At 70.4% G+C, this 25,371-nt stretch carries 11 protein-coding genes; all 11 read left to right on the top strand.

Translation table 11 applies throughout. The features are described from left to right. Positions 1–70: 70 nt before the first annotated feature. The 11 genes from UA75_RS16785 (at position 71) to UA75_RS16730 (ending at position 25,370) form a co-directional block, all read left to right on the top strand. Positions 71–3,307 carry a non-ribosomal peptide synthetase gene (locus tag UA75_RS16785; protein ID WP_075741047.1) on the top strand — a complete coding sequence of 1,079 codons (3,237 nt, stop codon included), beginning with the start codon at positions 71–73 and terminating at the stop codon, positions 3,305–3,307. A gap of 116 nt (positions 3,308–3,423) precedes the next feature. Beyond that, entirely contained in the window at positions 3,424–3,750 is a 327-nt protein-coding gene (locus UA75_RS16780) for a PadR family transcriptional regulator (RefSeq protein ID WP_075741046.1), read from the top strand. Then, positions 3,747–4,103 (top strand): DUF1048 domain-containing protein, encoded by a 357-nt coding sequence (locus UA75_RS16775; protein ID WP_075741045.1) that lies wholly within the window; start codon positions 3,747–3,749, stop codon positions 4,101–4,103. The genes UA75_RS16780 and UA75_RS16775 overlap by 4 nt, the downstream gene beginning before the upstream one ends. Before the next feature lies 1 nt (position 4,104). Beyond that, positions 4,105–4,431, top strand: coding sequence for a DUF1048 domain-containing protein (locus tag UA75_RS16770; RefSeq protein ID WP_075741044.1), 327 nt, complete (start codon positions 4,105–4,107; stop codon positions 4,429–4,431). A 122-nt stretch (positions 4,432–4,553) separates the two neighbouring features. Beyond that, the gene (locus UA75_RS16765; protein ID WP_075741043.1) at positions 4,554–5,369 is read left to right on the top strand and encodes an ABC transporter ATP-binding protein; all 816 of its coding nucleotides are present in this window, start codon (positions 4,554–4,556) and stop codon (positions 5,367–5,369) included. Continuing rightward, the gene (locus tag UA75_RS16760; RefSeq protein ID WP_075741042.1) at positions 5,369–6,133 is read left to right on the top strand and encodes an ABC transporter permease; all 765 of its coding nucleotides are present in this window, start codon (positions 5,369–5,371) and stop codon (positions 6,131–6,133) included. Before UA75_RS16765 ends, UA75_RS16760 begins: the two co-directional genes overlap by 1 nt. A 412-nt stretch (positions 6,134–6,545) precedes the next feature. Beyond that, positions 6,546–6,761, top strand: coding sequence for an MbtH family protein (locus tag UA75_RS16755; protein ID WP_075741041.1), 216 nt, complete (start codon positions 6,546–6,548; stop codon positions 6,759–6,761). A gap of 17 nt (positions 6,762–6,778) precedes the next feature. Beyond that, the gene (locus UA75_RS16750; RefSeq protein ID WP_083690725.1) at positions 6,779–8,620 is read left to right on the top strand and encodes a non-ribosomal peptide synthetase; all 1,842 of its coding nucleotides are present in this window, start codon (positions 6,779–6,781) and stop codon (positions 8,618–8,620) included. A 9-nt stretch (positions 8,621–8,629) separates the two neighbouring features. Continuing rightward, positions 8,630–9,817: an NAD(P)/FAD-dependent oxidoreductase gene (locus tag UA75_RS16740; protein ID WP_075741040.1), complete on the top strand. Its 1,188-nt coding sequence runs from the start codon at positions 8,630–8,632 to the stop codon at positions 9,815–9,817. A gap of 38 nt (positions 9,818–9,855) precedes the next feature. Continuing rightward, positions 9,856–17,622 carry a non-ribosomal peptide synthetase gene (locus tag UA75_RS16735; RefSeq protein ID WP_075741039.1) on the top strand — a complete coding sequence of 2,589 codons (7,767 nt, stop codon included), beginning with the start codon at positions 9,856–9,858 and terminating at the stop codon, positions 17,620–17,622. Between the two features lie 11 nt (positions 17,623–17,633). Next, a complete protein-coding gene (locus tag UA75_RS16730; RefSeq protein WP_075741038.1) occupies positions 17,634–25,370 on the top strand; it encodes a non-ribosomal peptide synthetase in 7,737 nt (2,578 codons plus the stop codon). The last annotated feature ends 1 nt before the right edge of the window (position 25,371 follow it).

Below are 25,371 nucleotides of genomic sequence, written 5' to 3'. Positions count from 1 at the left end.
GTCCCGGCGGCGGGACACCGCGAAGATTCTCAGGAGACCCGTTTCTCGAACTAGCGAGAGGGGCAGCCGCGTGCGTTCGTTCGATGCGTCGTCTGCGCACAAAGGACTGTGGCTGGCGCAGAAGATGTCTGCCGACACGATGAACCATGCGCTGACCATGTGGGATGTGGACGGTGCGCTGGACGCGGCGGTCATGGAGTCCGCGTTCCGGCATGTGTTGGACGAGGCGGAAGTGCTGCGTGTCAGCTTCGTCGACGAGGGCAGCGGCCTGCGTTTGGTGCCAAGGGATCTGGGGGACTGGCGGCCGTTCTTCCTCGACGTCAGCGACGCGGTCGATCCCGAGCGGTCGGCGCGCGAGGCGTTGGCCGGCATGATCGGGCAGCCGTTCGACCTGGAGCACGATCTGCTGTTCCGGCTGGGCGTGGTCACGCTGTCGGCGGCCCGCTCGCTCGTGGTCATCGCGTACCACCACCTCATCTCGGACGGCTACGGTGTGGGTGGTCTGCTGTCGCGCCGCCTCGCCGAGGTGTACACGGCGCTGACGCGGGGGGCGGCGGTGCCGGAGTTGCCGCACCCGTGGGACGCCGGCTCGTTCGCGGCCGGTGCGACGGAGTACCTCGCCTCCCAGAGGTTCGCCGACGACAAGGAGTTCTGGCGCGACTATCTGAAGGACGCGCCCCCGCCCGCACAGGTTCCGCGTGTCGCCCTGTCCGACGCGGCGCGAGTCGCCCTGTCCGAACCGATGGGCAGCGCCGATCGCTGGTCGGAGCTGGCCGACGCCATTGGCGTGGTGAGCAGGACGGTGACCGTCCCGCGTGCCGAGGCGGACGCGTGGACCGAGATCGCGACGTCCACGGGTATGTGGATGTCGTCGATGTTGACCGCGGCCGCGGCGGTGTACTTCCGGCACCGCTGCGATCATCCGGAGTTCCTCCTGTCGCTGGCCGTTGGCAACCGGGTCGGGGTCGCGAGCAGGACGCCCGGTCTGGCGGTGAACGTCGTGCCGGTGCGGGTGAGGGTTCCGCTCGACGCGACCTTCGCCGAGATCGCCGAGGCGGTCGGCGACCAGACCTACGAGATCTTCGATCACACGGCCTGCCACTACTCGGACATCCAGCAGGCGAGCGGAACCGTCCTGAGTGGACGCGGCAGCTTCGGTGCTGTCATGAACGTCGTCGGGTTCGCGGAGCAACTCCACTTCGCGGGTAGCCCGGCGCGCTCCTTCGGCGGGATCAACGGGGCCTTCAACGAGCTGTCGATCAGCGTCGGCACCGACGGAAGCGCCGACAGCGACCTGTACTTCCGGCTCGACGCCCCCTCGGGCCTGTACTCCCGCGCGGAGCTGGGGTTCATCGGTGCGGATCTGGTCGCGTTCGTCCGGGCCGTGATGGCCGCCGATCCTCGGCTTCCGGTCGGTGCCATCGACGTCGTGTCCGGTGCCGAGCGGGACGTGGTGCTGACCGCGCCGAACGACACGGACGTGCCGCTGCCGGAGCTGACGGTTTCCGAGCTGTTCTCCCGCCAGGTGGAGAGGGCTCCCGGTGCCGACGCGATCGTGTCCTGGGGCTCGGCGGTCTCGTACCGGGAGCTGGACGAGCGGTCGGCCCGCATCGCCGGGTCACTGCGGCGCAGGGGAGTCGGATCCGAGGCGGTCGTGGCGGTGGCGCTGCCCCGGTCGGTGGACCTGGCCGTCGCCCTGCTGGGAGTGGTCAAGGCGGGCGGCGCCTACCTGCCGGTCGACCCCACCTGCCCCGTGGAGCAGATCATGCCGGTGGTCGGTGACTGCTCGGTGCGCGCACTGCTCACCGACGCGGCGACGGCCGAGGAGCTCTCCGCCGAACTGGGCGTCCCGGCGATCGTGTTCGGCGAGCTCCGGTCGGACACCGCCGACGACGACGCGCGGGAGGTTCCGGTCCCGTCGCACCAGGACAACCTGATGGCCGTCATGTACGGCTCCGGATCGTCCCGTACGGCCACCGGAGCCGCGGTGACGCACCGGAACATGCTCCGGCTCGTCATCGATCGCCGCTGGCGGGATGGTGGCCACGGCGCCGTGTTGTGGCATTCGCCGCACACGTCCGACGCGCTCGCCCTCGAGCTGTGGGTGCCGTTGCTGAACGGCGGCCGGGTGGTCGTGACGCCTCCAGGGAGGCTGGACGTCGACGACCTGGCCGAGTCGCGAACGGCGGACGACGTCTCGACGGTGTGGCTGTCCGCTGAGCTGTTCTCCTCGGTCGCGGCGGAACGTCCCGAGCGCCTGGCCGGGCTGCGCGAGGTGTGGACCGGTGGTGACCGCGTGTCCGCGGCCGCGGTGCGACGGGTGCGGGCGGCGTGCCCCGAGCTGACGATCGTCAACGGTCACGGTCCGATGGAGTCGACCGTGTTCGCCGCGTGCCACGGCGCCGATGCCGCGCGTCCTGGCATGATCGGCCGCCCGATGGACAACACCGCCCTCTACGTGCTGGGCCCCGGACTGGCGCCGGTCCCCGTCGGCGTGACCGGAGACCTGTATGTGGCCGGGCCCGGCGTGGTGCGGGGATATCCCGGACGACCCGGCCGGACGGCGGAGCGGTTCGTGCCCTGTCCGTTCGGTCCGGCCGGCGGGCGCATGTACCGGACCGGGGACCGGGTGCGGTGGGCTGCCGACGGCGACGATGTCGCCAGGCTCGAGTACGTGGGCCGGGTCGACGCCAGGGCGGAGGTACGTGGTTTCGGGGTCGACGTGGCGGAGGTCGAGGAAGCACTGTCCGAGCACCCCAGGCTGGTGCGGTCGGTGGTGGTCGGTGGGGAGGACCCCGCCGGGCGGCGGTGTCTGGTGGCCTATGTGGTCCCGGTGAGCGGCGAGGCCGTCGACGACGAGGCAGGCCCTTCGGGTGACGAGCTGCGCCGGTTCACCGTGGGGCGGTTGCCGGAGTTCCTGGTGCCGTCGGTGTTCACGGTGCTGGAACACCTGCCGCTGACGCCCGGCGGGAGAGTGGACCTGGCGTCGCTGCCCGAACCCGAGTTCGGCGGCAGGCAGTACCGGGCGCCACGCAACGACACTGAACGGGTTCTGGCCGAGGCGTTCGCCGACGTGCTCGAGCTGGACCAGGTGGGCATCGACGACGACTTCTTCGACCTCGGCGGCAACTCGCTGCGTGCGATCAGGCTGGTCGGCCTGATCAGGTCGGAGCTGGACCAGGAAGTGTCCATCCGCACGCTGTTCGCGGTGCGCACCGTCACCGGCCTTTCCGACATGTGGAACAACCTCGCCAAGTCCAGCAGACCGGCTCTGCGCAGGAAGACCAGGGACGGCCAGGTTCTCTGAGCGTCGTCCGTCTCCCATCCGCTACTTCCGAGCGGTACTGGACTTGTCGCTACTCTGTGATACCGTGTAGTGGTACTCAGCACTACGTAGTATCAGGGGTGCGAAGAGGATCCGCGATGGATGACCTGACGGAGATGCTCAAGGGCACGCTCGAAGGCTGCGTGCTCCACATCATCGGCAACGAGGAGACCTACGGGTATGCCATCACGCGTCGGCTGAACGAACTCGGCTTCGCCGACGTCGTGGAGGGAACGATCTACACCATTCTGGTGCGACTGGAGAGGAACGGGCTCGTCCAGGTGACGAAAAGGCCATCCGGACAGGGGCCGCCGCGCAAGTTCTTCGCGCTCAACGACGCGGGCCGTGAACGGCTCGCGACGTTCTGGACGAAATGGGAGTACCTCTCATCACGAATAGACAATCTCAAAGAGGGCGGGCGATGAGCTTCTGGGAGACCGTGACGGGCAGTGACCTCACGAGGGAATGGAAGGCGTTCGAGGCGCGGGCCGAGGAACTGCCGGCCGAATACCGGGCGGCGTGGGAACGGATCAAGGTCAACGTATCCCCGCACTCGGACTTCACGGGCCGCAACCTGATCCCGATTCTCGATGGCGTCCTGGGGCTGCTCGAGGAGACGGCGGCGGACGGGCTGAGCGTCCAGGAGGTGCTCGGTGACGACATCGACGGCTTCTGCGGGGCGCTGACCGGCGGAGAAGAGGCTCCGAGCTATCGCGACCGGTGGCGCGAGCAGCTGAACAGGAACGTCGCGAAGAAGCTGGGCCAGCTGGGAGGCTGAAGTGGGGATCCAGGACATCATCCAGGGTAAGAAGCAGTGGCGAGCGCACATGGCGCGGGTCAAGTCGCTGCCGCAGGACTACCAGATCGTTTACAAGGAGATTCAGCGGTACCTCTTCAAGGTCGGACCGGTCGACCTGCCTGACGGCCCGGTGCTCTCGAAGATCGTCGACTTCTTCGAGGAGGGCGTCGCGTCCGGCAAGGGAGTTCTGGAGCTCCTCGGCACTGACGTCGCCGCCTTCGTCGACGACCTGGTGAAGGACTCGCGCACCAACGCGGACGTCTATCAGGAGTCCATCAGCGGGGAGACCGGCACGGCCGACAAGTAACACCTGTCGATCCATCAGGGAGGTGGTCACGACATGACCAGAGAGTGGATCAGGCAGAAGTGGCGCTGCCGGATGACCAGTGCCGCCGGAGAACGCACAGGAAGTGAAGAGAGGGCGGTCTGATGACAACGCAGCAAGGTCCGGCGATCCGCGTGCAGGGCCTGGAGAAGTCGTACAAGGACCTGAAGGTGCTGCGCGGCGTGGACTTCGAGGTGTCGCGAGGCGGCATCTTCGCCCTGCTCGGCTCGAACGGGGCAGGCAAGACCACGCTCGTGCGGATCCTGTCCACGCTGCTCCGACCCGACGGGGGGACCGTAATCGTCAACGGCTTCGATGTCGCCACGCAGGCCGCGGACGTGCGGGAGTCTATCAGCCTCACCGGGCAGTTCGCGGCCGTCGACGACATCCTGACCGGGCGGGAGAACCTCGTACTGGTCGCGAAGCTGCGGTACCTCGCCGACCCGGGACGGGTCGCGGACGAGATGCTCGAACGCTTCTCGCTGACCGAGGCGAGCTCGCGGCGGGCGCTGACGTACTCGGGTGGCATGCGCCGCCGCCTCGACATCGCGATGAGCCTTGTCGCGAGCCCGCCGGTCATCTTCCTTGACGAGCCGACAGCCGGGCTCGACCCCCAGGGGCGCCTCGAGGTGTGGGAGGTCGTCAGGGAACTGGCCGGACGCGGCACGACGGTGCTGCTCACGACTCAGTACCTGGACGAGGCCGCGCAACTCGCGGACCGGATCGCGATCCTCCACGAGGGCCGGATCCTCGTGAACGGCACCCTCGCCGAGCTGCAGGCACTGCTTCCGGCGCCGAAGGTCGAGTACGTCGAGAAGAAGCCGACCCTCGAGGACGTCTTCTTCGCCCTCGTCGGGGAGAACGGCAAGGAGGACGCCGGCGATGACCGCAGCGTCGGCACGACGACCAAGGAGCGATGATGAACAGGCATTTCCTCGGCGACAGCACTGTCCTGCTCGGCCGCTCCCTGCGTCACATCGCGCGCAGCCCGGACACCATCATCACGACCGCGGTCATGCCGATCGCCATGATGCTGATGTTCGTCTTCGTGTTCGGCGGGGCGATCGACACGGGTAGCGGAGAGTCCTATGTGAACTACCTGCTGCCTGGCATCCTGCTCATCACCATCGCGTCGGGCATCTCCTACACCGCTTTCCGGCTGTTCGTGGACATGAAGGGCGGCGTGTTCGAGCGGTTCCACTCCATGCCGATCGCGCGATCGGCCGTCCTGTGGGCGCACGTTCTGACCTCGTTGGTCGCCAACCTGATCTCGCTCGTGGTCGTCCTTGGCGTCGCGTTGATCATGGGCTTCCGCACGGGAGCTGGGGTGCTGGCCTGGCTCGCGGTCGCCGGCATCCTGCTCCTGTTCACCCTAGCGTTGACCTGGATCGCCGTCATCCCCGGTCTGTCCGCGAAGTCGGTCGAGGGCGCGGGCGTGTTCTCTTACCCGCTGATCTTCCTGCCGTTCCTCAGCTCGGCTTTCGTGCCGACCGACGGCATGCCAGGGCCGGTGCGTGCCTTCGCCGAGAACCAGCCGGTCACATCGATCGTCAACACGATCCGCGCGCTGTTCACCGAGCAGTCGGTCGGCAACGACATCTGGGTCGCACTGGCCTGGTGTGTCGGCATTCTCGTCGTCGCGTTCGTGTTCGCCACGACGATCTACCGCCGTAAGATCTCCTGAGAAGTCGACACAGAACGTAGGTTCGAACCACATCAGCCCCGTCCCGGCTGGATCGTGTTCCGTGACAGGAAACCGATCCAGGCCAGGCGGGGCTGTTGTGGTGAAACTGGCTGGATTCCATTCTCGACAAGTCTGTTCGTGGTGTCCTCCCGGTCATGCTGGCACAGAACCCCGGTGGGATACAGGTTCGGTGGGTGGCGGGCGGCCGGGTGATTTCGCTGGTCTTGTGGGTCGTGGAGGTCGGGGCCTAGCGTCTCAAACGCTGGCGTCAGCGTTCTGGGTGTCCGCGAGTGCCGGATGTCCCGTCGCCAGGACATTCGTGATCGGTGAACTGTCCGGCTTCGGTGTTCTTTCGCATTGTGTCGCTTCGTTTGCACGCTGGGTCGCGTCGTGTCTGTTGAGGACGGTGGCAGTGAGTACGAACCCTTTCGATGACGAGAACGGCAGCTTCTACGTTGTGGTGAACGACGAGGACCAGCACTCCCTGTGGCCGGTGTTCGTGGAGGTCCCCGCGGGCTGGCGGGTGGTCTTCGGTGAGGCGGCCAGGGCCGAGTGCCTGGAGTACGTCGAGCGGAACTGGACCGACCTGCGGCCGAAGAGCCTGCGGGAAGCCATGGCCACGGACTGAAGGCGCTGAGCACGCACATGATTCTCCGGGGAAAGCGCGTCGCTCTGCCTCCGACGTCCGTTGTCCACGCGCGGTTCGAGGCGCACGCAAGGACCACCCCGGATGCCGTCGCCGTCAGCTGTGCTGGGGAGCGGTTGACATACGCGGAGCTGGACGCCGCGGCCAACCGGTTCGCGCATTTCCTCACCAGGCGCGGACTGGGCCGGGGCGCCAGGATCGGCCTCTGTCTCGACTATTCGGTCGACCTGGTCATCGCGATCCTCGGCACGCTCAAGGCGGGCGCGGCCTACGTGCCGTTCGATCCGGCCTATCCCGCGGCGAGGCTCCGGGAGCTGCTGCGGCAGACCCCCGGTCTGGCCCTGGTCGCGGCGTCCCCAGCGACGGCCGGGCTGGTGGCGTCCCCGGCGGTCGAGGTGGTCGCCCCCGGCCGGCTTTCCGACTGCCTCGGCGATCTTCCGGCGACCGGTCCCGACGTCCTGGTCACCGGGGACGACCTGTGCTACGCGGTCTTCACGTCCGGGTCGACGGGTACGCCGAAGCTCACCGGGGTGCGGCACGAGGGCTGGTTCAACCTGCTGAACTGGCTGCGGCTCGAGTACGGCCTGCACCGAGAGTCCGCCAACCTGGTCGTCAGTGCCTTCGGCTTCGACCTCTCCCAGCGCAGCCTGATGATGCCGTTGTTCTGCGGCGCGACCCTGCACCTGATGGCGAGCCGCAACTTCGACGTGGCGATGGCCTACCGCCTGCTGGACGAGCACGGAATACGCACGGTGCACTGCGCGTCGAGCACGCTGTACCTCCTGGTGGACTGGGAGACCGCACGTGGGGGTGAGACGCTCGCCGGGCTGGACTACGTGCTCTTCGGCGGGGAGCCGCTGCTCGTCGGGAGGATCGCGGACTGGGCGGGGCGCGAGGGGAACACCTGCACACTCCTGCACCAGTACGGCGTCGCCGAGTGCACGGATGTCGCCTCGTCGTACGACCTCGCCGGCATCCGGCCGGGCGGACACGACATCGCCCCGGTCGGCCTGCCGGTCCACAACACCGAGATCCACCTCCGCGACGAGCGGGGCAGTGGTGTCGGGACGGGGGAGTACGGCGAGATCTGCATCTCCGGAACCAGCGTCGGCGCCGGCTACCTGAACGGTGACGGACCCGAGCCGGAGCGCTTCACGACGACCCTGGTCGACGGTGTGCCGCGCAGGCTGTACCGCACGGGTGACCTCGGCTACGTCACCGAGTCCGGGCAGCTCGTCGTCGTCGGCCGCATGGACGCGCAGGTGAAGGTGCGGGGCATGCGTATCGACCCCAACGACGTCGAGCGCGCGCTCTGCAGGCTGGACGGGGTCAGGCAGGCCGCCGTGGTGCCCTGGAAGAGCGACTCGGGCGAGACGGAGCTGATCGCGTTCGTCGTCCCGGCTGGGGACGGCCTCGACGGTGGCGGCCTGCGCGCCGGCCTCCTCGAGACGCTGCCGAGGAACATGGTGCCCGCCAGGTTCGTCGACATTCCTCGTATTCCGCTGAGTCCGCACGGAAAAGTGGACCGCGCGGCACTGGTCGCGGATTTCGGGAACCAAAACGCCGACATCGTCGACCGGCCGTTGAAGGCGAACGGGAGTACTGCGATGATTGTCGACGGAGTGCACGCCATCTGGTGCCGGGAACTCCAGCGCGACGACATAGCGGTCGACGACGACTTCTTCGCTCTTGGCGGCCAGTCCGTGATCATGGCCAGAATCCAGGGATTTCTCATCGAGGAACTGGGCGTCGAAGTCCCGATGGACCAGATGTTCCGCAATTCGACGGTCGCTTCCATTTCCGCGTACATCGAATCCACGGGTGCCGTAACTCAACAGTAAGCGAGGGCCATGTACGACGTAGTTGTCATAGGCGCCCGTTGCGCGGGTTCACCTGCGGCGATGCTGTTCGCCAGACAGGGTTACCGCGTCCTGCTCCTGGAGAAGGTGCGTTTCCCGCAGGACACCCTGTCGTCGCACTACATCCACCAGCCGGGCGTGGCGCTGCTCGACGGGTGGGGGCTGCTGGACAGGCTCCGCGACGCGGGTTGCCGGCCGATCGACCACCAGAGCTACGAGGCTCTCGGTGTCCGTCTCGACGGCTTCTCCCTGCCCGCCGACGGCCACCGGACCACGTACGCGCCGAGGCGTTTCGTGCTCGACCCGGTTCTCGCCGACGGTGCCGTGGCGTCCGGTGTGGACTTCCAGGAGTCGTGCACGGTCAACGACCTCGTCCACGAGGACGACCGGGTCGTCGGGGTGCGGTACACCACGCCAGGAGGCGCCGAGGCGACGGAACGGGCGCGGCTGGTCGTCGGCGCGGACGGCATGCGGTCGCTGGTGGCCCGCAAGGCAGGCGCAGAGAAGGTCGTCGAGCATCCGAGGATGACCTGCACCTACTACAGCTACTGGGCGGACGTGCCGAGCCACTTCGAGCTCTACGAGGGGCCGGGCCGCTGGATCGGTGCCATCCCCACCAACGACGACCTCACGCTGATCATGGCCTACTTCCCCCAGAGCGAGTTCGCCGAGGTCCGCACCGCGGTGGAACCCGCGTTCCGCCAGGCCGTCCGCGACACGGCCCCCGACCTCCACGAGCGGATGTCGGCTGGCAGGCGGGTGGAGCAGCTGTACGGCACCGGCCACCAGGAGAACTTCTTCCGCAAGGCCTACGGGCCAGGGTGGGTGCTGGTCGGCGACGCGGTGCACCACAAGGACTCCATCACGGCCCGCGGTATCACCGACGCCTTCCTCCAGGCCCAGTCGCTCACCGACCACGTCGGGGACCGGTTGCACGACGAGCCCGCGCTGAACCTGGAGCTGAAACGCTACGAGAAGGACCTGACCGACGACTTCCTCGACCTCTACCGGGGCGCGCTCAACGTGGCCGAACTCGAGCCAGGGAGGCTGACGGAGATGCTGGGGAAGCTGGTCGGTCACCAGAGCCTGATCGACCGCTACTTCTCCACGCTCTCGGGCGCGTGCTCCATCGACGACTTCTACAACGACGAGCTCCTGGCGGTGCTCGACCAGAGCTGAGTGGTGCGGCTCGCTCGTTCAGCGGATTTGGAGACACCTTGATCCCGTTGTCATTCGCGCAGCGCCGGCTGTGGTTCACGGACCGGTTCGAGGGGCCGTCGCCGACGTACAACAGCGCTTCCGCCCTGCGGCTGACCGGTGACCTGAGCGTCAGTGCGCTGGAGTCGGCGTTCCACGATGTCATCGGCAGGCACGAGGTGCTCCGCACCGTGATCGTCGAGGACGACGACGGTCTCCCGCACCAGCGCGTGCTGCTGCTGGGGGAGGCCGGTTTCGAGCTGCCCGTCGTCGAGGCCACGCGCGAGGAGGAGCGGGCGGCGGTGCTGCGGGAGACGGCCACCGCCTCCTTCGACCTGGCCGCCGACATCCCGGTCCGCGCCAGGCTCGTGCGGTGCGGGCCGCGCGAGCACACCCTCGTGCTGGTGGTGCACCACATCGCCCTGGACGGGGAGTCCATGGGGCCGCTGCTGCGCGACCTGACCGTGGCGTTCGCGGCACGCTGCCGGGGCAGGGCGCCGGCGTGGGAGCCGCTGCCGGTGCAGTACGCCGACTACGCCCTCTGGCACCAGGACGTGCTCGGCGACGAGTCCGACCCGGCCAGTCTGGCAGCCGAGCAGCTGGCCTACTGGCGGCAGACCCTGTCCGGTCTGGCACAGCCGCTTGCCGTTCCCACCGACCGCCCACGCCCGAGGGAGCTGAGCCGCCGGGGCGACGTGGTCCGGTTCTCGCTCGGCCCCGACCTGCTCCGGTCGGTGGAGAAGCTGTCGGCGCACGAGGACGTCACCGCCTCGATGGTCATGCACGCCGCGCTGGCGGTGCTGCTGTACCACCTCGGCTGCGGTGACGACGTGCCGATCGGCGCCCCGATCGCGGGCCGCACCGACGAACAGCTGCGGGACCTCGTCGGGTTCTTCGTCAACACCTGGGTGCTGCGTGTCGACCTGTCGTGGAACCCCACCTGCCGGGAGCTGCTCCAGCGGGTCCGGGAGCGGTCCCTGGCCGCGTACGACAACCAGGACCTGCCGTTCGAGCGGCTCGTCGAGCTGCTCAACCCGGACCGGTCCACCGCCTACCACCCGCTCTTCCAGGTGATGCTCTCCTGGCAGCCGCCGGTGCCGGAGCCGGACATCCCCGGCTTCGAGGTCCAGGCCGAGCGGCTCGAAACCGGAACGGCCAAGTTCGACCTGTTCTTCGACCTGGTCCCGAACGCGTCGGGCGCGGCGGAGTGCCGGCTGGAGTACGCGACCGACCTGTTCGACGAGGGGACGGTCGAAGGGCTGGCGCGGCGCTTCGTCCGCATCCTCGGCAGGCTCGTGGCTGACCCCGGGAGCAGGATCGGCGGCATCGACGCGCTCGACGCGATCGAGCGGGACCGGTTGGTCGTGCGGTTCAACGACACCGCGACCACGGTGTCCGACCTGACGATCCCGGAGCTGTTCGAGGCCCAGGTCGCCAGGACGCCAGACGCCCCCGCCCTCGTGTGCGAGGACCGGACGCTGACCTACCGGGAGCTCGACGACGCGGCGAACCGCGTCGCCCGCGAGCTGGTCCGCCGCGGCGCCTGCCCCGAGGACCTGGTGGTGCTCGCGTTGCCGCGCACGGAGAACCTGGTGGCAGGCCTGCTCGGGATCCTCAAGTCCGGTGCCGCCTACCTGCCCATGGACCCGAGGTATCTCGCCGGGCGGGCAGCGACGGTGCTCGCGGAAGCGGCCCCGCGGTTCGCTGTCACGGACACCGACACCTGGCAGGCCCTGCCGCGCGACGACATCGAGATCGTCGACCTCGACCGCGCCGCGGACTGGGATCCGCCCCGGGGAACGCCGACCGCCGCGGACCGGAGCACGCGGCCGGCTCCGGATGCCCTGGCGTACGTGATGTACACCTCCGGCTCGACGGGGCGGCCGAAGGGCGCGGCGATCACCCATCGCAACGTCGTCAACGGGGTTCGGGAGCTGGTGCGCGTCCTGGACGCGCCTCCCGGTTGGCGGATGTCGGCCGCCACCTCGGTGGACTTCGACGTCTCGGTCTTCGAGCTGCTGACCACCCTGTCCACCGGCGGCACGGTCGAGCTGCTGCCGAACGCGCTCGCGCTCGGCGAGCGGGACGGCTGGGACGGCCACGTGATCAGCGCGGTCCCCTCGGTGTTCGGGGAACTGCTGGGGCACCTGGGGAAGGTGCCCGATCTGCGCGCGGTCGTCCTGGCGGGTGAGGTGCTTCCGGCCCGACTGGTGCAGCAGCTGCGAGAAACCCTGCCCGGGGTGCAGGTCGTGAACGGCTACGGACAGAGCGAGAGCTTCTACGTCTCCGCGTTCTCCCTCGCGGCGAGCGAGGAATGGGTGGACGGCGAGGTCGTGCCGATCGGGATCCCGCTGGGGAACATGCGTGCGTACGTGCTGGGCCCGGGACTCGCCCCGGTGCCACAGGGCGTCACCGGTGAGCTGTACGTGGCCGGGACCTGCCTCGGCCGCGGCTACCACGGCCGCCCGGGCCTGACCGCCGAGCGGTACTCGGCGAACCCGTTCGGTCCCCCGGGCGAGCGGATGTACCGCACTGGCGACCTGGCCCGCTGGAACGCGAACGGCAGGCTGGAGTGCGTCGGCAGGAGCGACGGCCAGGTGAAGGTGCGCGGCTTCCGCATCGAGACCGCCGAGGTCGAGGCGACGTGCGTGCTGCACCCCGGGATCAGCGAGGCGGTGGTGGTCAGCCAGGAGGTGCCGTCGGGCGGCCGCAGGCTCGTCGCGTACGTCGTGCACGCTGGCATGGACTCCGGCGGGGACGACGGCGCGGGTGGGATCGTCGACGTCGACATCCAGGCCGGTGCCTCGGCCGCCGAGCTGCGCAAGTTCGTCGCGGCCCGGCTGCCCGACTACAAGGTGCCGTCTGCCTTCGTGGCCATCGGCCGGATACCGCTCGGGCCGACCGGCAAACTGGACCGCTCGGCGCTGCCCGAACCGGATTTCGTCCCCGAGACCTACCGGGCGCCACGCACCGAAGCCGAGGCGGTCATCGCTGCGGCGTACGCGGACGTGCTCGGTGTGGAGCGGGTCGGCGTCGACGACGACTTCTTCGCGGTGGGCGGGGACAGCCTGCGATCACTCCAGGTGGTGGCGCGGGCGAGGGCGCGGGGCCTGACGCTCACCACACGCGAGATCTTCGAGTGCCGCACCGCGGCCCGGCTGGCCGAGGTGGCCGCCGCCCGCGAGGACGCGGTGCCGACGCTCGCCGAGGACGAGGGCGGCGGCATCGGCCCCATGCCGTTGCAGCCGGTGGCGCGGCAGGTGTTCGAGCACGGCTGCGGGACGACCCGGTTCGCCATGGCGATGACGCTGGAGCTGCCCAGGGACATCGACGCGGACGGCCTGGCCGCGACGCTGGACGCCGTGCTCGACCGGCACGACCTCCTACGTGCGCGGCTGGTGTCCGGGGACGAGCGGTTCCTCGAGGTACGTCCGGCGGGCACCGTGCGGGCGGCGGACCTGGTCCACCGGGTCCCCTGCGACGGCCGGTGGGACGAGCCGTCCTCGTCGGAGGCGGCGAAGGCGGAGCTGGACGACGCGACCGGGCGCCTCGACCCGGAAGCCGGGAGGATGGCGGCCGTCGTCTGGTTCGCCCCGGAGTCGGCCGAGGGCAGGCTGCTCGTGGTGCTGCACCACCTGGTGGTGGACGGTGTCTCCTGGCGCATCCTCATGTCGGACCTCGCGCAGGCGTGGCGGCAGGTCCGCTCCGGCCGGACGCCCGAGCTGCCCACTGTCGGGACGTCGGCGCGCCGCTGGGCGGCGGCACTGCGGACCGAGGCGTTCTCCCCGGAGCGGGAAGCGGAGCTGGCGTACTGGCGGGACATACTGGAGGCGTCGAACCCCCCTCTGGGCACGCGGCGGTTCGACCCGGCGGTGGACGTGATGTCCACGGTCGAGACCTTGCTGATACGTGTGCCCGCCGAGATCACCGAGGTGGTGCTGACCCGGCTCCCCTCGGCGTTCAACGGCACCGCGACCGATGTCCTGCTCGCCGCGCTCGCTCTGGCGGTGGACCGGTGGCGCGGTGCGGACGGCTCGACCCTGGTCAGGTTGGAGGGGCACGGCCGTGAGGAGGACGTCGTCCCCGGGGCCGACCTCTCCCGGACCGTCGGGTGGTTCACCAGCATGTACCCGGTCCGGGTCGACGTGCGCGGGGTGGACCTGGCTGACGTGCTGGCCGGGGGCCCGTCGGCCGGGAAGGCGATCAAGCTGGTCAAGGAGCAGCTCCGCGGGATCCCGGACAAGGGTGTGGGATACGGACTGCTGCGCTACCTGAACCCGGACACCGCCACGCAGCTCGCCGACTACCCGGCGCCGCAGCTCGGCTTCAACTACCTCGGCCGTGTCTCCGACGCCGACGTCCCGGAAGATCTGCGCGCGGACGGGTGGGGACCGGCGTTCTGGTCCACCGACCTGATCCCGGCGCCCGACCCGGACCTGCCCGCGCTGTCCGCGCTGGAGGTCGGCGCGGTCGCCGCGGACACCTCCGCCGGCACCCAGCTGCACGCGGCCTTCATGTTCGCCTCCGGGTTGCTGTCCCGCGAGCGGACCGCCGAGCTGGCCGAGCTGTGGGTCGAGGTGCTGCGCGGCATGGCCGCCTACGGCTCTCGCCTGGACGCCGGAGGGCTCACGCCCTCGGACGCTCCGCTGGTCTCTGTGCGGCAGGACGAGATCGAGGCATGGGAGGAGCGCTACGGCCGGCTGGCGCAGGTGTGGCCGCAGGCCCCGGGACAGACCGGGATCCAGTTCCAGGCCGCGGTCGCGGACGGCTCCTTCGACGTCTACCACATGCAGTTCGTGCTGCACCTGTCCGGGCAGGTGGACCCGGCGCGCATGCGGTCGGCGGGGGAGGCGCTGCTCGACCGGTATCCGAACCTGCGTGCCGCGTTCCTCACGGCAGCCGACGGCGACGCGGTGCAGGTCGTACCCGAGCACGTCGCCCTGCCGTGGCGGCACATCGATCTGACCGGTCGCGGCGGCGCCGAGCAGGACGCGGTGCTCGACAAGGTCCTCGCCGAGGACCGGGCCGACCGGCTGGACCCCACCCGGCCGCCGTTGTTGCGCATGGCCGTGCTCACCTACGGGCCGAGGCAGGCCAAGCTCGTCATGACGGCGCACCACACCGTGCTCGACGGCTGGTCGTCGCCGTTGGTGTTCAGGGACCTAATCCTGCTGTACTCCGGGACCCACGAGCTCGCTCCGGTTCGCGGCTACGGTGACTACCTGGCCTGGCTGTCCACTCGGGACCGGGAGGCGACGGCCGCCAGGTGGCAGGCCGAGCTCGCCGGGTTCGACCAGCCGACGCTCGTGGCCCCGGACACCGCGCTGAGGGAGAAGGCGTCCGCTCTCGGGCGGATCGAGGTACCGCTGTCGATGGACAAGGGGCGTGAGCTGGCCCGGCGCGCCGCGGAACTCGGGGTCACGTTGAACACGCTCCTGCAGGGGGCGTGGGCGGTCCTGCTCTCGAAGCTGACCGGGCAGCAGGACGTGGTGGTCGGCGCCGCCGTCAACGGCCGCCCGGCGGATCTCCCCGGTTCGGAGGAGATGGTCGGGCTGTTCATCAACACGCTGCCGATCAGGGTGTTCTGCTGGCCGGAGAGCAGCGTTGGCGATGTCCTCACCGAGCTGCAGAACCGGCAGGTCGCGCTGCTCGACCACCACTACTACGGGCTGGCCGACATCCAGCGGGGAACGGGACTGCCCGCCCTGTTCGACACGATCGTCGTGTTCGAGAACTACCCGGTCGACCGGGAGGGCATCACCGGCGCGAACGACGCGGCGGGGCTCACGATCGACGCCATCCGACCGTTCGCCGGCTCGCACTACCCACTCACCCTCAACGCCTCGGACCCCAATCTGCGGCTCTCCCTCGACTACCCGGACAACATCTACGACCGTCCGGCGGTGCAGGCCGTCGCCACCCGGCTCGTGTGTGTGCTGGAGCAGCTGGCGGCCGACCCGAGGACACCAGTCAGTGCGATCGACGTGCTGTCGGCCGACGAGCGCGAGTGGTTGCTGCGGGGGGTCAACGACACGGCACATCCGGTGGCTGAGGTCACGCTGCCGGATGCGTTCGAGGCCGAGGTGGGGCGCTCACCCGAGCGGATCGCCGTGATCGGCGAGCAGGAGACGTTGAGCTACTCGGAGTTCAACCGGCGTGCCAACCGGCTGGCGCACTGGCTGGTCGAACAGGGTGCGGGCCCCGAAAAGGTCGTCGCGGTGCGCATCCCCCGTTCCGTCGAGCTGATGGTGGCGATCTACGCGGTGGTGAAGGCCGGCGCCGCCTATCTGCCGGTGGACACCGAGCTGCCGGAGGACCGGGTGCGGCGGCTGGTGGACAGCGCACGGCCCCTGCTGACGCTCGAGGAGGCGCTCCCGGAGGTGTCCGGGTACCCGGAGACGAATCCGGAACGTGTGTTATCGTCGGACAATACCGCCTACGTCATCTACACCTCGGGCTCGACTGGCGGCCCCAAGGGTGTGCAGGTGTCGCACCGGTCGATCATGAACAGGATCGAGTGGGGGCTGGCGCACTTCGACGTCACGCCGCAGGACCGGGTGCTACTGAGCACGACGGCGAGCTTCGACGTGTCCGTGCCGGAGCTGTTCGCGCCGCTGCAGGTGGGTGCGGCGGTCGTGGTCGCGCGTCCGGACGGGCGCAGGGACCCCGCCTACCTGGCCGAGCTGATCCGGCGGGAGCGGGTGACCGGCGCCGACTTCGTGCCCTCCCTGCTCGAGGCGTTCGTCGCCGAAGCGACGGCGAGGAAGTGCACCAGCCTTCGCTGGATAGAGGTGGCGGGCGAGGCGTTCCCGGCCGCGTTGGCGAACAACGTCACCGATCTGCTGCCCGGCTGCGGTGTGCACAACCTGTACGGCCCGACCGAGGCCTCGGTCGAGGTGACGGGCTGGCAGCACGTGCCGGGTGCGGACCGGGTGCCGATCGGCACACCGATCTGGAACACCCAAGTTTACGTGCTCGACGGGGCACTGCGTCCGGTCGTGCCCGGTGTCACCGGCGAGCTGTACCTGGCCGGGACCGGGCTCGCCAGGGGCTACCTCGGGCAGACCGGGTTGACCTCGCAGCGGTTCGTCGCCTGCCCACACGGCGAGCCCGGCACACGGATGTATCGCACCGGGGACGTGGTGCGGTGGAACGACGACGGCCAGCTCGAGTACCTCGGGCGCACCGACTTCCAGGTCAAGGTCCGCGGGCTGCGTATCGAGCTCGGGGAGATCGAGAACGTGCTCACCGGGCATCCCGCTGTGGCGCAGGCCGCGGTGGTCGTGCGGGAGAAGAGGCGGGGCGACCAACGCCTCGTCGCCTACGTGGTGCCGGGCGCCGGGGCGGACCCGGCCGGTGTGGACGTCGAGTCCCTGACGGACCTGCTCAGGGGGCGGCTGCCGGAGTACATGGTTCCCTCGGCGATCGTGCCGATCGCCGAGCTTCCCACGACACCGAGCGGGAAACTCGACCGGGCCGCGCTCCCCGACCCCGGGCACGCAGCGGCCGCCGCGGGACGAGGACCGCGCAACCACGACGAAGAAGTCCTCTGCCGGTTGTTCGCCGAGCTGCTCGGAGTGGAAAAGGTCGGCATCGACATCGACTTCTTCTCCCACGGCGGGCATTCGCTGTTGGCCACCCGGCTGGTCGGCCGCATACGCGGCGAGTTCAACGTCGACGTGAACGTCACGACGATCTTCCGCAATCCGACCGTCGCCCAGCTGTCGGTCCAGCTGAAGGAACTGGCCACATCGAACCGCCCCCAGGTGCGGCGGATGACCGGATAGGAGAGGCGTCGATGATCCCGTTGTCCTTTGCCCAGAGCCGGCTGTGGTTCCTCTACCGCCTGGAAGGGCCGTCCGCCACCTACAACATCCCGTTCGCGATCCGCCTGGACGGGCCGCTGGACACCGAGGCACTGACCGCGGCGGTACAGGACATCGCGGCCCGGCACGAGAGCCTGCGTACCCTCGTCGCGGAGGACGCAGACGGCATGCCGGAGCAGCGGATCCTGTCCTCGACGGAAGCGGTCCTCCCGCTGCGCCTGGTCGACGTGGCCGAGGACGCGGTGGACGCCGCGATGCACGAGGCCGCGTCCGAGACGTTCCACCTCGAGACCGACCTCCCCCTGCGGACGACGGTGCTCCGGACCGGTCCCCTGGAGCACGTCCTGGTGTTCGTGTTCCATCACATCGCCGCGGACGGGACGTCGATGGGGGCGTTCCTCAGGGACCTGGTGACCGGCTACTCGGCCCGCCACGAGGGCAGGGCGCCGGACTGGGCGCCGCTTCCCGTGCAGTACAAGGACTACACGCTGTGGCAGCGGCAGCTGCTCGGAGACGAGGCGGACCAGGACAGCATCGCGGCCAGGCAGCTGGACTACTGGCGGCGGGAGCTGGCCGGGGTACCGCAGCCGGTGCAGCTGCCCCTGGACCGGCCCAGGCCGACGGCGGCCGACCACCGCGGCGGCCACGCCGACTTCGAGCTGGAACCCGAGCTGCTCGACGGGCTGAGGAAGCTCGCCGCGGTGAGCGGTGCCACGCCCCCGATGATCGCGCAGGCCGCGCTCGCGGTGCTCCTGCACCACCTCGGCGCCTGCAACGACCTGACGATCGGCAGCCCGATCGAGGGGCGCGCCGACGAGCAGCTCGACGACCTGATCGGGTTCTTCGCCAACACCTGGGTGCTGCGCGTCGACCTGTCTGGGAACCCGTCGTTCGGCGAGTTGCTCGAGCAGGTGCGCGACCGGGCCCTGGCGGCGTACGACAACCAGGACGTGCCGTTCGAGCGCCTGGTGGAGCTGCTCGGCCCGGAACGCACCACCTCGTACCAGCCGCTGTTCCAGGTGATGCTGGCCTGGCAGTTCGAGTGGTCGCGGATCGAGATGCCCCGGCTGCGGGTCACGCCCCTCGCCGCGAGCGCGGGCACCGCCAAGTTCGACCTGATCTTCAACATCATCCCGGTCGCGTCGGGTGGCGCCTACGGACGCCTCGAGTACGCGACCGAACTGTTCGACCACACCACGGCGCAGAGCGTCGCCGAGCGCTACGTGCGCGTGCTGCGGCAGGTGGTCGCCGACCCGGGGACACGGCTGCGGGGTGTGGACGTGCTCACCGGCGCCGAGCGGGACCGGCTGGCACAGCTGAACGAGACCACGGCACCGGTGCCCGCGGCCACACTGCCGGAGCTGGTCGCCGCCCAGGTGGTGCGCACACCGGACGCGACCGCGGTGTCCGGGGAAACGACGCTCTCCTACCGTGAGCTGGACGCCCGTGCCTGCCGGCTGGCCGAGATACTGCGGGACCGCGGCGTCGGGCCGGATGTCCTGACGGCCGTGGCCCTGCCGCGCTGCGCGGACCTGGTGGTCGCGCTCCTGGCCGTGCTCAAGGCAGGCGGCGCCTACCTGCCGGTCGACCCCGACTACCCGTCGGCGCGCGTCGGCATCCTGCTCGACACGGCCGCTCCCGCGCTGGTGCTGACCGACCGGCGAACCGCGGCGACGGTGGCCGGGTGCCGGCCACCGGTCCTGCACCTGGACGACGTGGACCTGGACGGCCCCGCTGAAAGGGCTGCCAACGTCGGCGTCAGGCCGGACAACCTCGCGTACGTGATGTTCACGTCGGGGTCGACCGGGATCCCCAAGGGCGTCGCCATCACCCACGCGAGCGTGGTCAACGGTGTACGCGACCTGCGGCAGCGGCTGGACATCGTTGCGGGGTCCCGGATGCTGGCCGCGAGCTCGGTGAACTTCGACGTCTCGGTGTTCGAGATCTTCACCGCGCTCACCACCGGGGCGAGCGTGGAGATCGTGCGCGACGTGCTCGAAATCGCCGAACGCGCCGAGTGGTCGGGCACCACCATCAGCGCCGTGCCCTCGGTGTTCTCCGCACTGCTCGACCAGCTCACCGGCGGCCAGGGCAGCCTCGACCTCGACGTGGAGACCGTCGTCCTCGCCGGTGAGGTGCTGTCGGCCGAGCTGGTCCGCAAGGTTCACGACGTCCTACCCGGTGTGCGGGTCGTCAACGCCTACGGGCAGACCGAGAGCTTCTACGCCTCGACGTACACGCTGCCGAGGCAGCCCGCCGGGACCGGACCGATACCGGTCGGACGGCCCCTGGCCAACATGCGTGCTCACGTCCTGGGTCCGGAGCTCGCACCGGTCCCGCCCGGAGTGATCGGCGAACTGTACGTCGGAGGTCTGCTCTCCCGCGGCTATCACCACAGCGGCGGAGCCACCGCGGAGCGGTTCGTCGCCTGCCCCTTCGGCCCCGCCGGTGCGCGCATGTACCGCACCGGCGACCTGGCCAGGTGGAACGAGGACGGCGGACTGAGGTACGCCGGACGGGCCGACGCGCAGGTGAAGGTGAACGGCATCCGGATCGAGCCGAACGAGGTCGAGACCGTCGTCGCACAGCACCCCGCCGTCGCTCAGGCAGCGGTCACGGTGCGCGAGGACCACACCGGCAGCGCTCGGCTCGTCGGCTACGTGGCGCCTGCCGACACCGCGGACGGCGGCGCGGGACCGGCTGCGAGTGTGCCGGTGGCGGACCTGCGGCGGTTCGTGGCCGAGCGGCTGCCGGACTACATGGTGCCCACCCTGTTCGTGGTCCTCGACCGGCTGCCGCTGACCGTGGCCGGGAAACTGGACCGGGCCGCGCTACCCGAGCCGAAGCTCGGCGGCCCCGAGTACCGGGCACCCCGCGGTGCTGCGGAGCGGGTCCTGGCCGAGGTGTACACCGATGTGCTCGACGCACAGCAGGTGGGCATCGACGACGACTTCTTCGCCATCGGCGGGGACAGCATTCGTTCCATCCAGGTCGTCGCGCGTGCCAGGGCGCGTGGGGTCGGCATCAGCACGCGGGAGATCTTCGAGCACCGCACGGCCGCCCGGCTGGCCGAGCTGGTCGAGGGACGTGCGGAAGAGGAGCGCGTGACCTTGGCCGAGCTGCCGGGTGGCGGCGTCGGCTGGGCCCCGCTGCCGCCGACGGCGGCGCACGTGCTCGCACTCGGCGGTGGCATCGGCCGGTACTGCATGTCCGCCATGCTGACGCTGCCCGAGGGCATCGACCGTGCCGAGCTGGTCGCCACGGTGCAGGCCGTGCTCGACCGGCACGACGTACTGCGCTCCCGGCTCGACCGGAAGCGGCTGGGCCTGTGGATGGGGCCGGTCGGCAGTGTGGACGCACGCGCGCTGGTGCGGGAGGTCGGCTACCGCGACGCCGACGTGCACGCCGAGCTGGACGCGGCCGCGGCCCGCCTCGACCCGGACAACGGCGTCATGGCGCAGTTCGTCTGGTTCACCTCCGACACGGGCGCGGACCGACTGCTGACCGTGTTGCACCACCTGGTCGTCGACGGGGTGTCGTGGCGGATCCTGGTTCCCGACCTGGTCTCGGCCTGGCGGCGGGTCCGCGACGGCGCCACCCCGGCGCAGGCGGGCGTGGGTACCTCGTTGCGGCGGTGGGCGCACGCCATGTCCGACGAGGCGGCCACCCCGGCGCGGGTCGCGGAACTGCCCGCGTGGCAACGGGTCCTGGCCGGCGAGGAGCCGGTGTTGGGCGCGCGGGACCCGGACCCGGCGCGCGACGTCGCGGCGACCGTGGACACGGTCCGCGTCCGGGTACCGGCGGACGTCACGGAGATCCTGCTGAACACGGTGCCGACGGTGTTCCGGGGCAGTGTCGACGACGGACTCCTGACCGGGCTCGCCCTCGCCATCGCACGCTGGCGTGGGACGCGAGGCGTGCCCGAGTCCTCGACGCTGGTCCGGCTGGAAGGGCACGGCAGAGAAGAGAACCTGGTGCCCGGCGCGGACCTGTCGGGCACGGTCGGCTGGTTCACCGCGATGTTCCCCGTACGCCTGGACATGGTCGGCATCGACGTGGCGGCGGCGTTCGCGGGCGCACCGGCCGCCGGGCAGGCTATCAAGGCGGTGAAGGAGCAGCTGCGGGCGATGCCGGACAACGGCATCGGCTACGGCCTACTGCGTCACCTCAACAGCGAGACCGCCGCCGTCCTCGCGAAGGAGCGGCAGCCGCGGATCGGGTTCAACTACCTCGGCAAGGCCTCCGGCGCGGACATTCCCGGCGAGCTGCGCGGACTGGGCTGGGCCCCGGACACCGCACACCCGGAGCTGATCGCCGCGCCGGACGAGGACATGCCGGTGCTGTCGGCGCTGGAGATCAACGCCGTGGCCGTCGCCACTCCCGGCGGAGACGAGCTGACCGCCTACTTCGGCTTCCCCACCGGCGTGCTGTCCCGGGACGAGGTGAGCAAGCTGGCCGGGCTGTGGGTGGACGCGCTGACCGCGCTGGCGCGGCACGCCACCACCTCCGACGCGGGTGGGCTGACCCCCAGCGACGCACCGCTGGTCCCGGTGAGCCAGGAGGAGATCGACGCCTGGGAGGCCCGCTTCGGCAGGCTGGCGCAGGTGTGGCCGATGACTCCGGCGCAGTCCGGGATCCTGTTCCACGCGAGGTTGGGCGGAGCGGCACACGACCCCTACCACATCCAGATGGTGTTCGAGCTGTCCGGAAAGGCCGACCCGGAGCGGATGCGCCGGGCCGGACAGGCCCTGTTGGCGCGCTACGCCTGCCTCCGCGCGGCGTTCGTCGACCGGGCGGACGGAGACGTCGTGCAGGTGGTACCGGAGACCGTGACCCTGCCGTGGCGGCACCTCGACCTCGGCGCGGTCGACGAGCCGGTGCGCACCGAGACGTGGGAGCGGTTCCTCGCGCAGAACCGGACCGACTACTTCGACGCGAGCACCGCGCCCCTCATGAGGCTGGCCCTCGCCGACCTCGGGCCCGACCGGGCCGAGCTCGTGCTGACCTTCCACCACATGCTGTTCGACGGCTGGTCCACCCCGTTGCTGATGCGGGACCTGCTGTTCCTCTACGCCTCCGACGGCGACCCGGCCGGTCTGCCCAGGGCCGGCGAGTACGGCGAGTTCCTCGCCTGGCTCGGCAGGCAGGACCAGGAGGAGGCGGCACGGGTGTGGGCGGCCGAGCTCGAAGGGCTCGAGGGGCCGACCCTGCTCACCTCCGGATCCGCGGGTGCGGACGGCGAGGGCCGCGACCAGGTCGACATCACGTTGCCGCCCGACGAGGCCCGGGAGCTCAGCCTGCGTGCCGCGGAGCTCGGCATCACCGTCAACAGCCTGGTCCAGGGCGCCTGGGCGCTGCTGCTCAGCCGGCTCACCGGCCGCCAAGACGTGGTGTTCGGCGCCACCGTCTCGGGTCGCCCACCAGCGGTGGCAGACGTCGAGTCGATGGTCGGGATGTTCATCAACACCGTTCCCGTGCGTGTCGAACACGCGCCGGCCGACACCCTCGCCGACGTCGTCACCCGGCTACAGAGCCGGCAGGCAGCCCTCGCGGAGCACCACCACCACGGGCTCGCGGAGATCCAGCAGGCCACCGGCATGCAGTCCCTCTTCGACACGCTGGTCGTCTTCGAGTCGTACCCCATCGACCGCGAGGGCCTCAGCGCCGCCAGCGATGCCGCGGACGGAATGACGTTCACCGACTTCCGCCCGTTCGCTGGCAACAACTACCCACTGTGCCTGGCGGCGGGGATCGGCTCGCACCTCGAACTCGTCCTCCAGTACGCGCCGGACGTCGTCGACCGGAACACGGCGCAGGAGTACGCGACGCGCCTCGTCCGCATACTGAGGCAGATGGCGGCCGGCCTCGACCTGAGGGTCGCGCGGCTCGACATCCTGGAGCCGGCCGAGCGCGACTGGATGCTGCACGAGTTCGACCACCCGGCCGCCCCGTCCGCCGGCGCCACGCTCACCGCGCGCGTCGAGGCACAGACGGCGCTGACCCCGGACGCGGTCGCCGTGGTCGCCGGGAGCGAGTCGCTCACGTACGCCGAGGTGGACGCCGAAGCCGAACGGCTCGCGGCGAGCCTGGCCGCACTCGGCGTGGGCCCGGAGACCGTGGTGAGCGTGGTCCTGCCACGCACCACGACCATGGTCGTGGCCCTGCTGGGCGTGCTCAAGGCTGGCGGCGCCTACCTGCCCGTGGACCCCGCCTACGCCCGCAGCCGCCTCCCGCACGTGCTCACCGGCGCCCGGCCGCACCTCGTCCTCGCGGACGCCGACACCCGCGCGCTCGTCCCCGCCACCGATGTCCCGGTCCTCGTGCTGGACGACATCGACCGCGTGGCCGCCACGGCTGCCGGGGCACGGCACGCGGCCGGACCCGACAACCTCGCCTTCGTCGTCTACACCTCCGGCTCGACCGGCGTGCCCAAGGGCATCGGCATCACCCACGCCACCGTCATCAGCGCCGTTGACACCATGGTCGCGCACGCCGGGATGACCGCGGGCGCGAGGATGCTGCTCGCCGCCTCGTTCGGGTTCGACGTCGCTACCTTCGAGCTGTTCGCCGCGCTCACCACCGGCGGCAGCGTCGAGATCGTGCGCGACGTGCTGGAGCTGGTCGAACGCGACACGTGGAAGGTCGACGTCATCTGCTCGGTGCCGGCGGCCTTCGCCGAGCTCGTCGGCCAGCTCGGCGACCGCATACGCCCCACGGCGCTGAACATCTCCGGGGAGGTGCTGACCCCGGCCCTGGCGAAGCGGGTGCGCACGCTCTGGCCGGACGCCCGGGTCATCAACAGCTACGGCCCCAGCGAGACGTTCTACGCCACCGCCCACCTGCTGCGCGCCGACGAGGCCTACGACACCGACGTGCCCATCGGCAGGCCCTTCCCGGGGGTCCGCGCCTACGTCCTCGGTCCAGACCTCACCCTGCTGCCGCTGGGCACGCCCGGCGAGCTCTACCTGGCCGGGGCCGGACGCGGCTACCAGGGCCAGGCCGCGCTGACCGCCGAGCGCTTCGTCGCCGACCCCTACGGGCCCCCCGGCACCCGCATGTACCGCACCGGCGACCTGGCCAGCCTCTCCGCCGACGGCGAGCTGCACCACCTGGGCCGCATCGACACCCAGGTCAAGATCCGTGGCTACCGCGTCGAACCCGGCGAGGTCGAGGCCGCCCTGACCGCCCATCCCCACGTCGCCCAGGCGGCGGTCATGGCGAGGGAGAACGCGGGCACCCGCTACCTGGCCGCCTACCTCGTCCCCGCCCCCGGCGAGACCGCGCCGGAGCCGGCCCGGCTCCGCGACCACCTGGCGGACCGGCTGCCGGACTACATGGTCCCCGCCGCCTTCGTGTCGCTCGACCGGCTGCCCCTGTCTCCCAACGGGAAGCTCGACCACGGAAGGCTGCCCGTCCCGGACGTCACGCCCGCCACGGCCTTGCTGCCGCCCCGCACCCCTCGCGAGGCGGCCCTGGCCATGCTGTTCGCCGAGGTTCTCGGCCTGGACCGGGTCGGCGTCGACGACGGCTTCTTCACGCTCGGTGGGCATTCCCTGCTGGCCGCCCGGCTGATCACCCGCGCCCGCGCCGAGATCGGGATCGAGATCCCCATCCGCAAGATCTTCGACCTGCCGACCGTGTCCGCGCTCGCTGCGTGGTCGGAGGAGTCCGCCGTCCCCCTTCGTCCCAGTATGCGCAAGAGATCGTAGA

The organism is Actinoalloteichus sp. GBA129-24 (assembly GCF_001941645.1).
Lineage (GTDB): Bacteria > Actinomycetota > Actinomycetes > Mycobacteriales > Pseudonocardiaceae > Actinoalloteichus_A > Actinoalloteichus_A fjordicus.
This window is presented reverse-complemented; position numbering and strand designations above follow the sequence as displayed.

What these genes read in the sequence shown, in the direction of transcription:
- UA75_RS16780 (WP_075741046.1), top strand. Translation starts at nt 3,424, where the DNA reads ATGGATGACCTGACGGAGATGCTCAAGGGCACGCTCGAAGGCTGCGTG.
- UA75_RS16775 (WP_075741045.1), top strand. Translation starts at nt 3,747, where the DNA reads ATGAGCTTCTGGGAGACCGTGACGGGCAGTGACCTCACGAGGGAATGG.
- UA75_RS16765 (WP_075741043.1), top strand. Translation starts at nt 4,554, where the DNA reads ATGACAACGCAGCAAGGTCCGGCGATCCGCGTGCAGGGCCTGGAGAAG.
- UA75_RS16760 (WP_075741042.1), top strand. Translation starts at nt 5,369, where the DNA reads ATGAACAGGCATTTCCTCGGCGACAGCACTGTCCTGCTCGGCCGCTCC.
- UA75_RS16750 (WP_083690725.1), top strand. Translation starts at nt 6,779, where the DNA reads ATGATTCTCCGGGGAAAGCGCGTCGCTCTGCCTCCGACGTCCGTTGTC.
- UA75_RS16740 (WP_075741040.1), top strand. Translation starts at nt 8,630, where the DNA reads ATGTACGACGTAGTTGTCATAGGCGCCCGTTGCGCGGGTTCACCTGCG.
- UA75_RS16730 (WP_075741038.1), top strand. Translation starts at nt 17,634, where the DNA reads ATGATCCCGTTGTCCTTTGCCCAGAGCCGGCTGTGGTTCCTCTACCGC.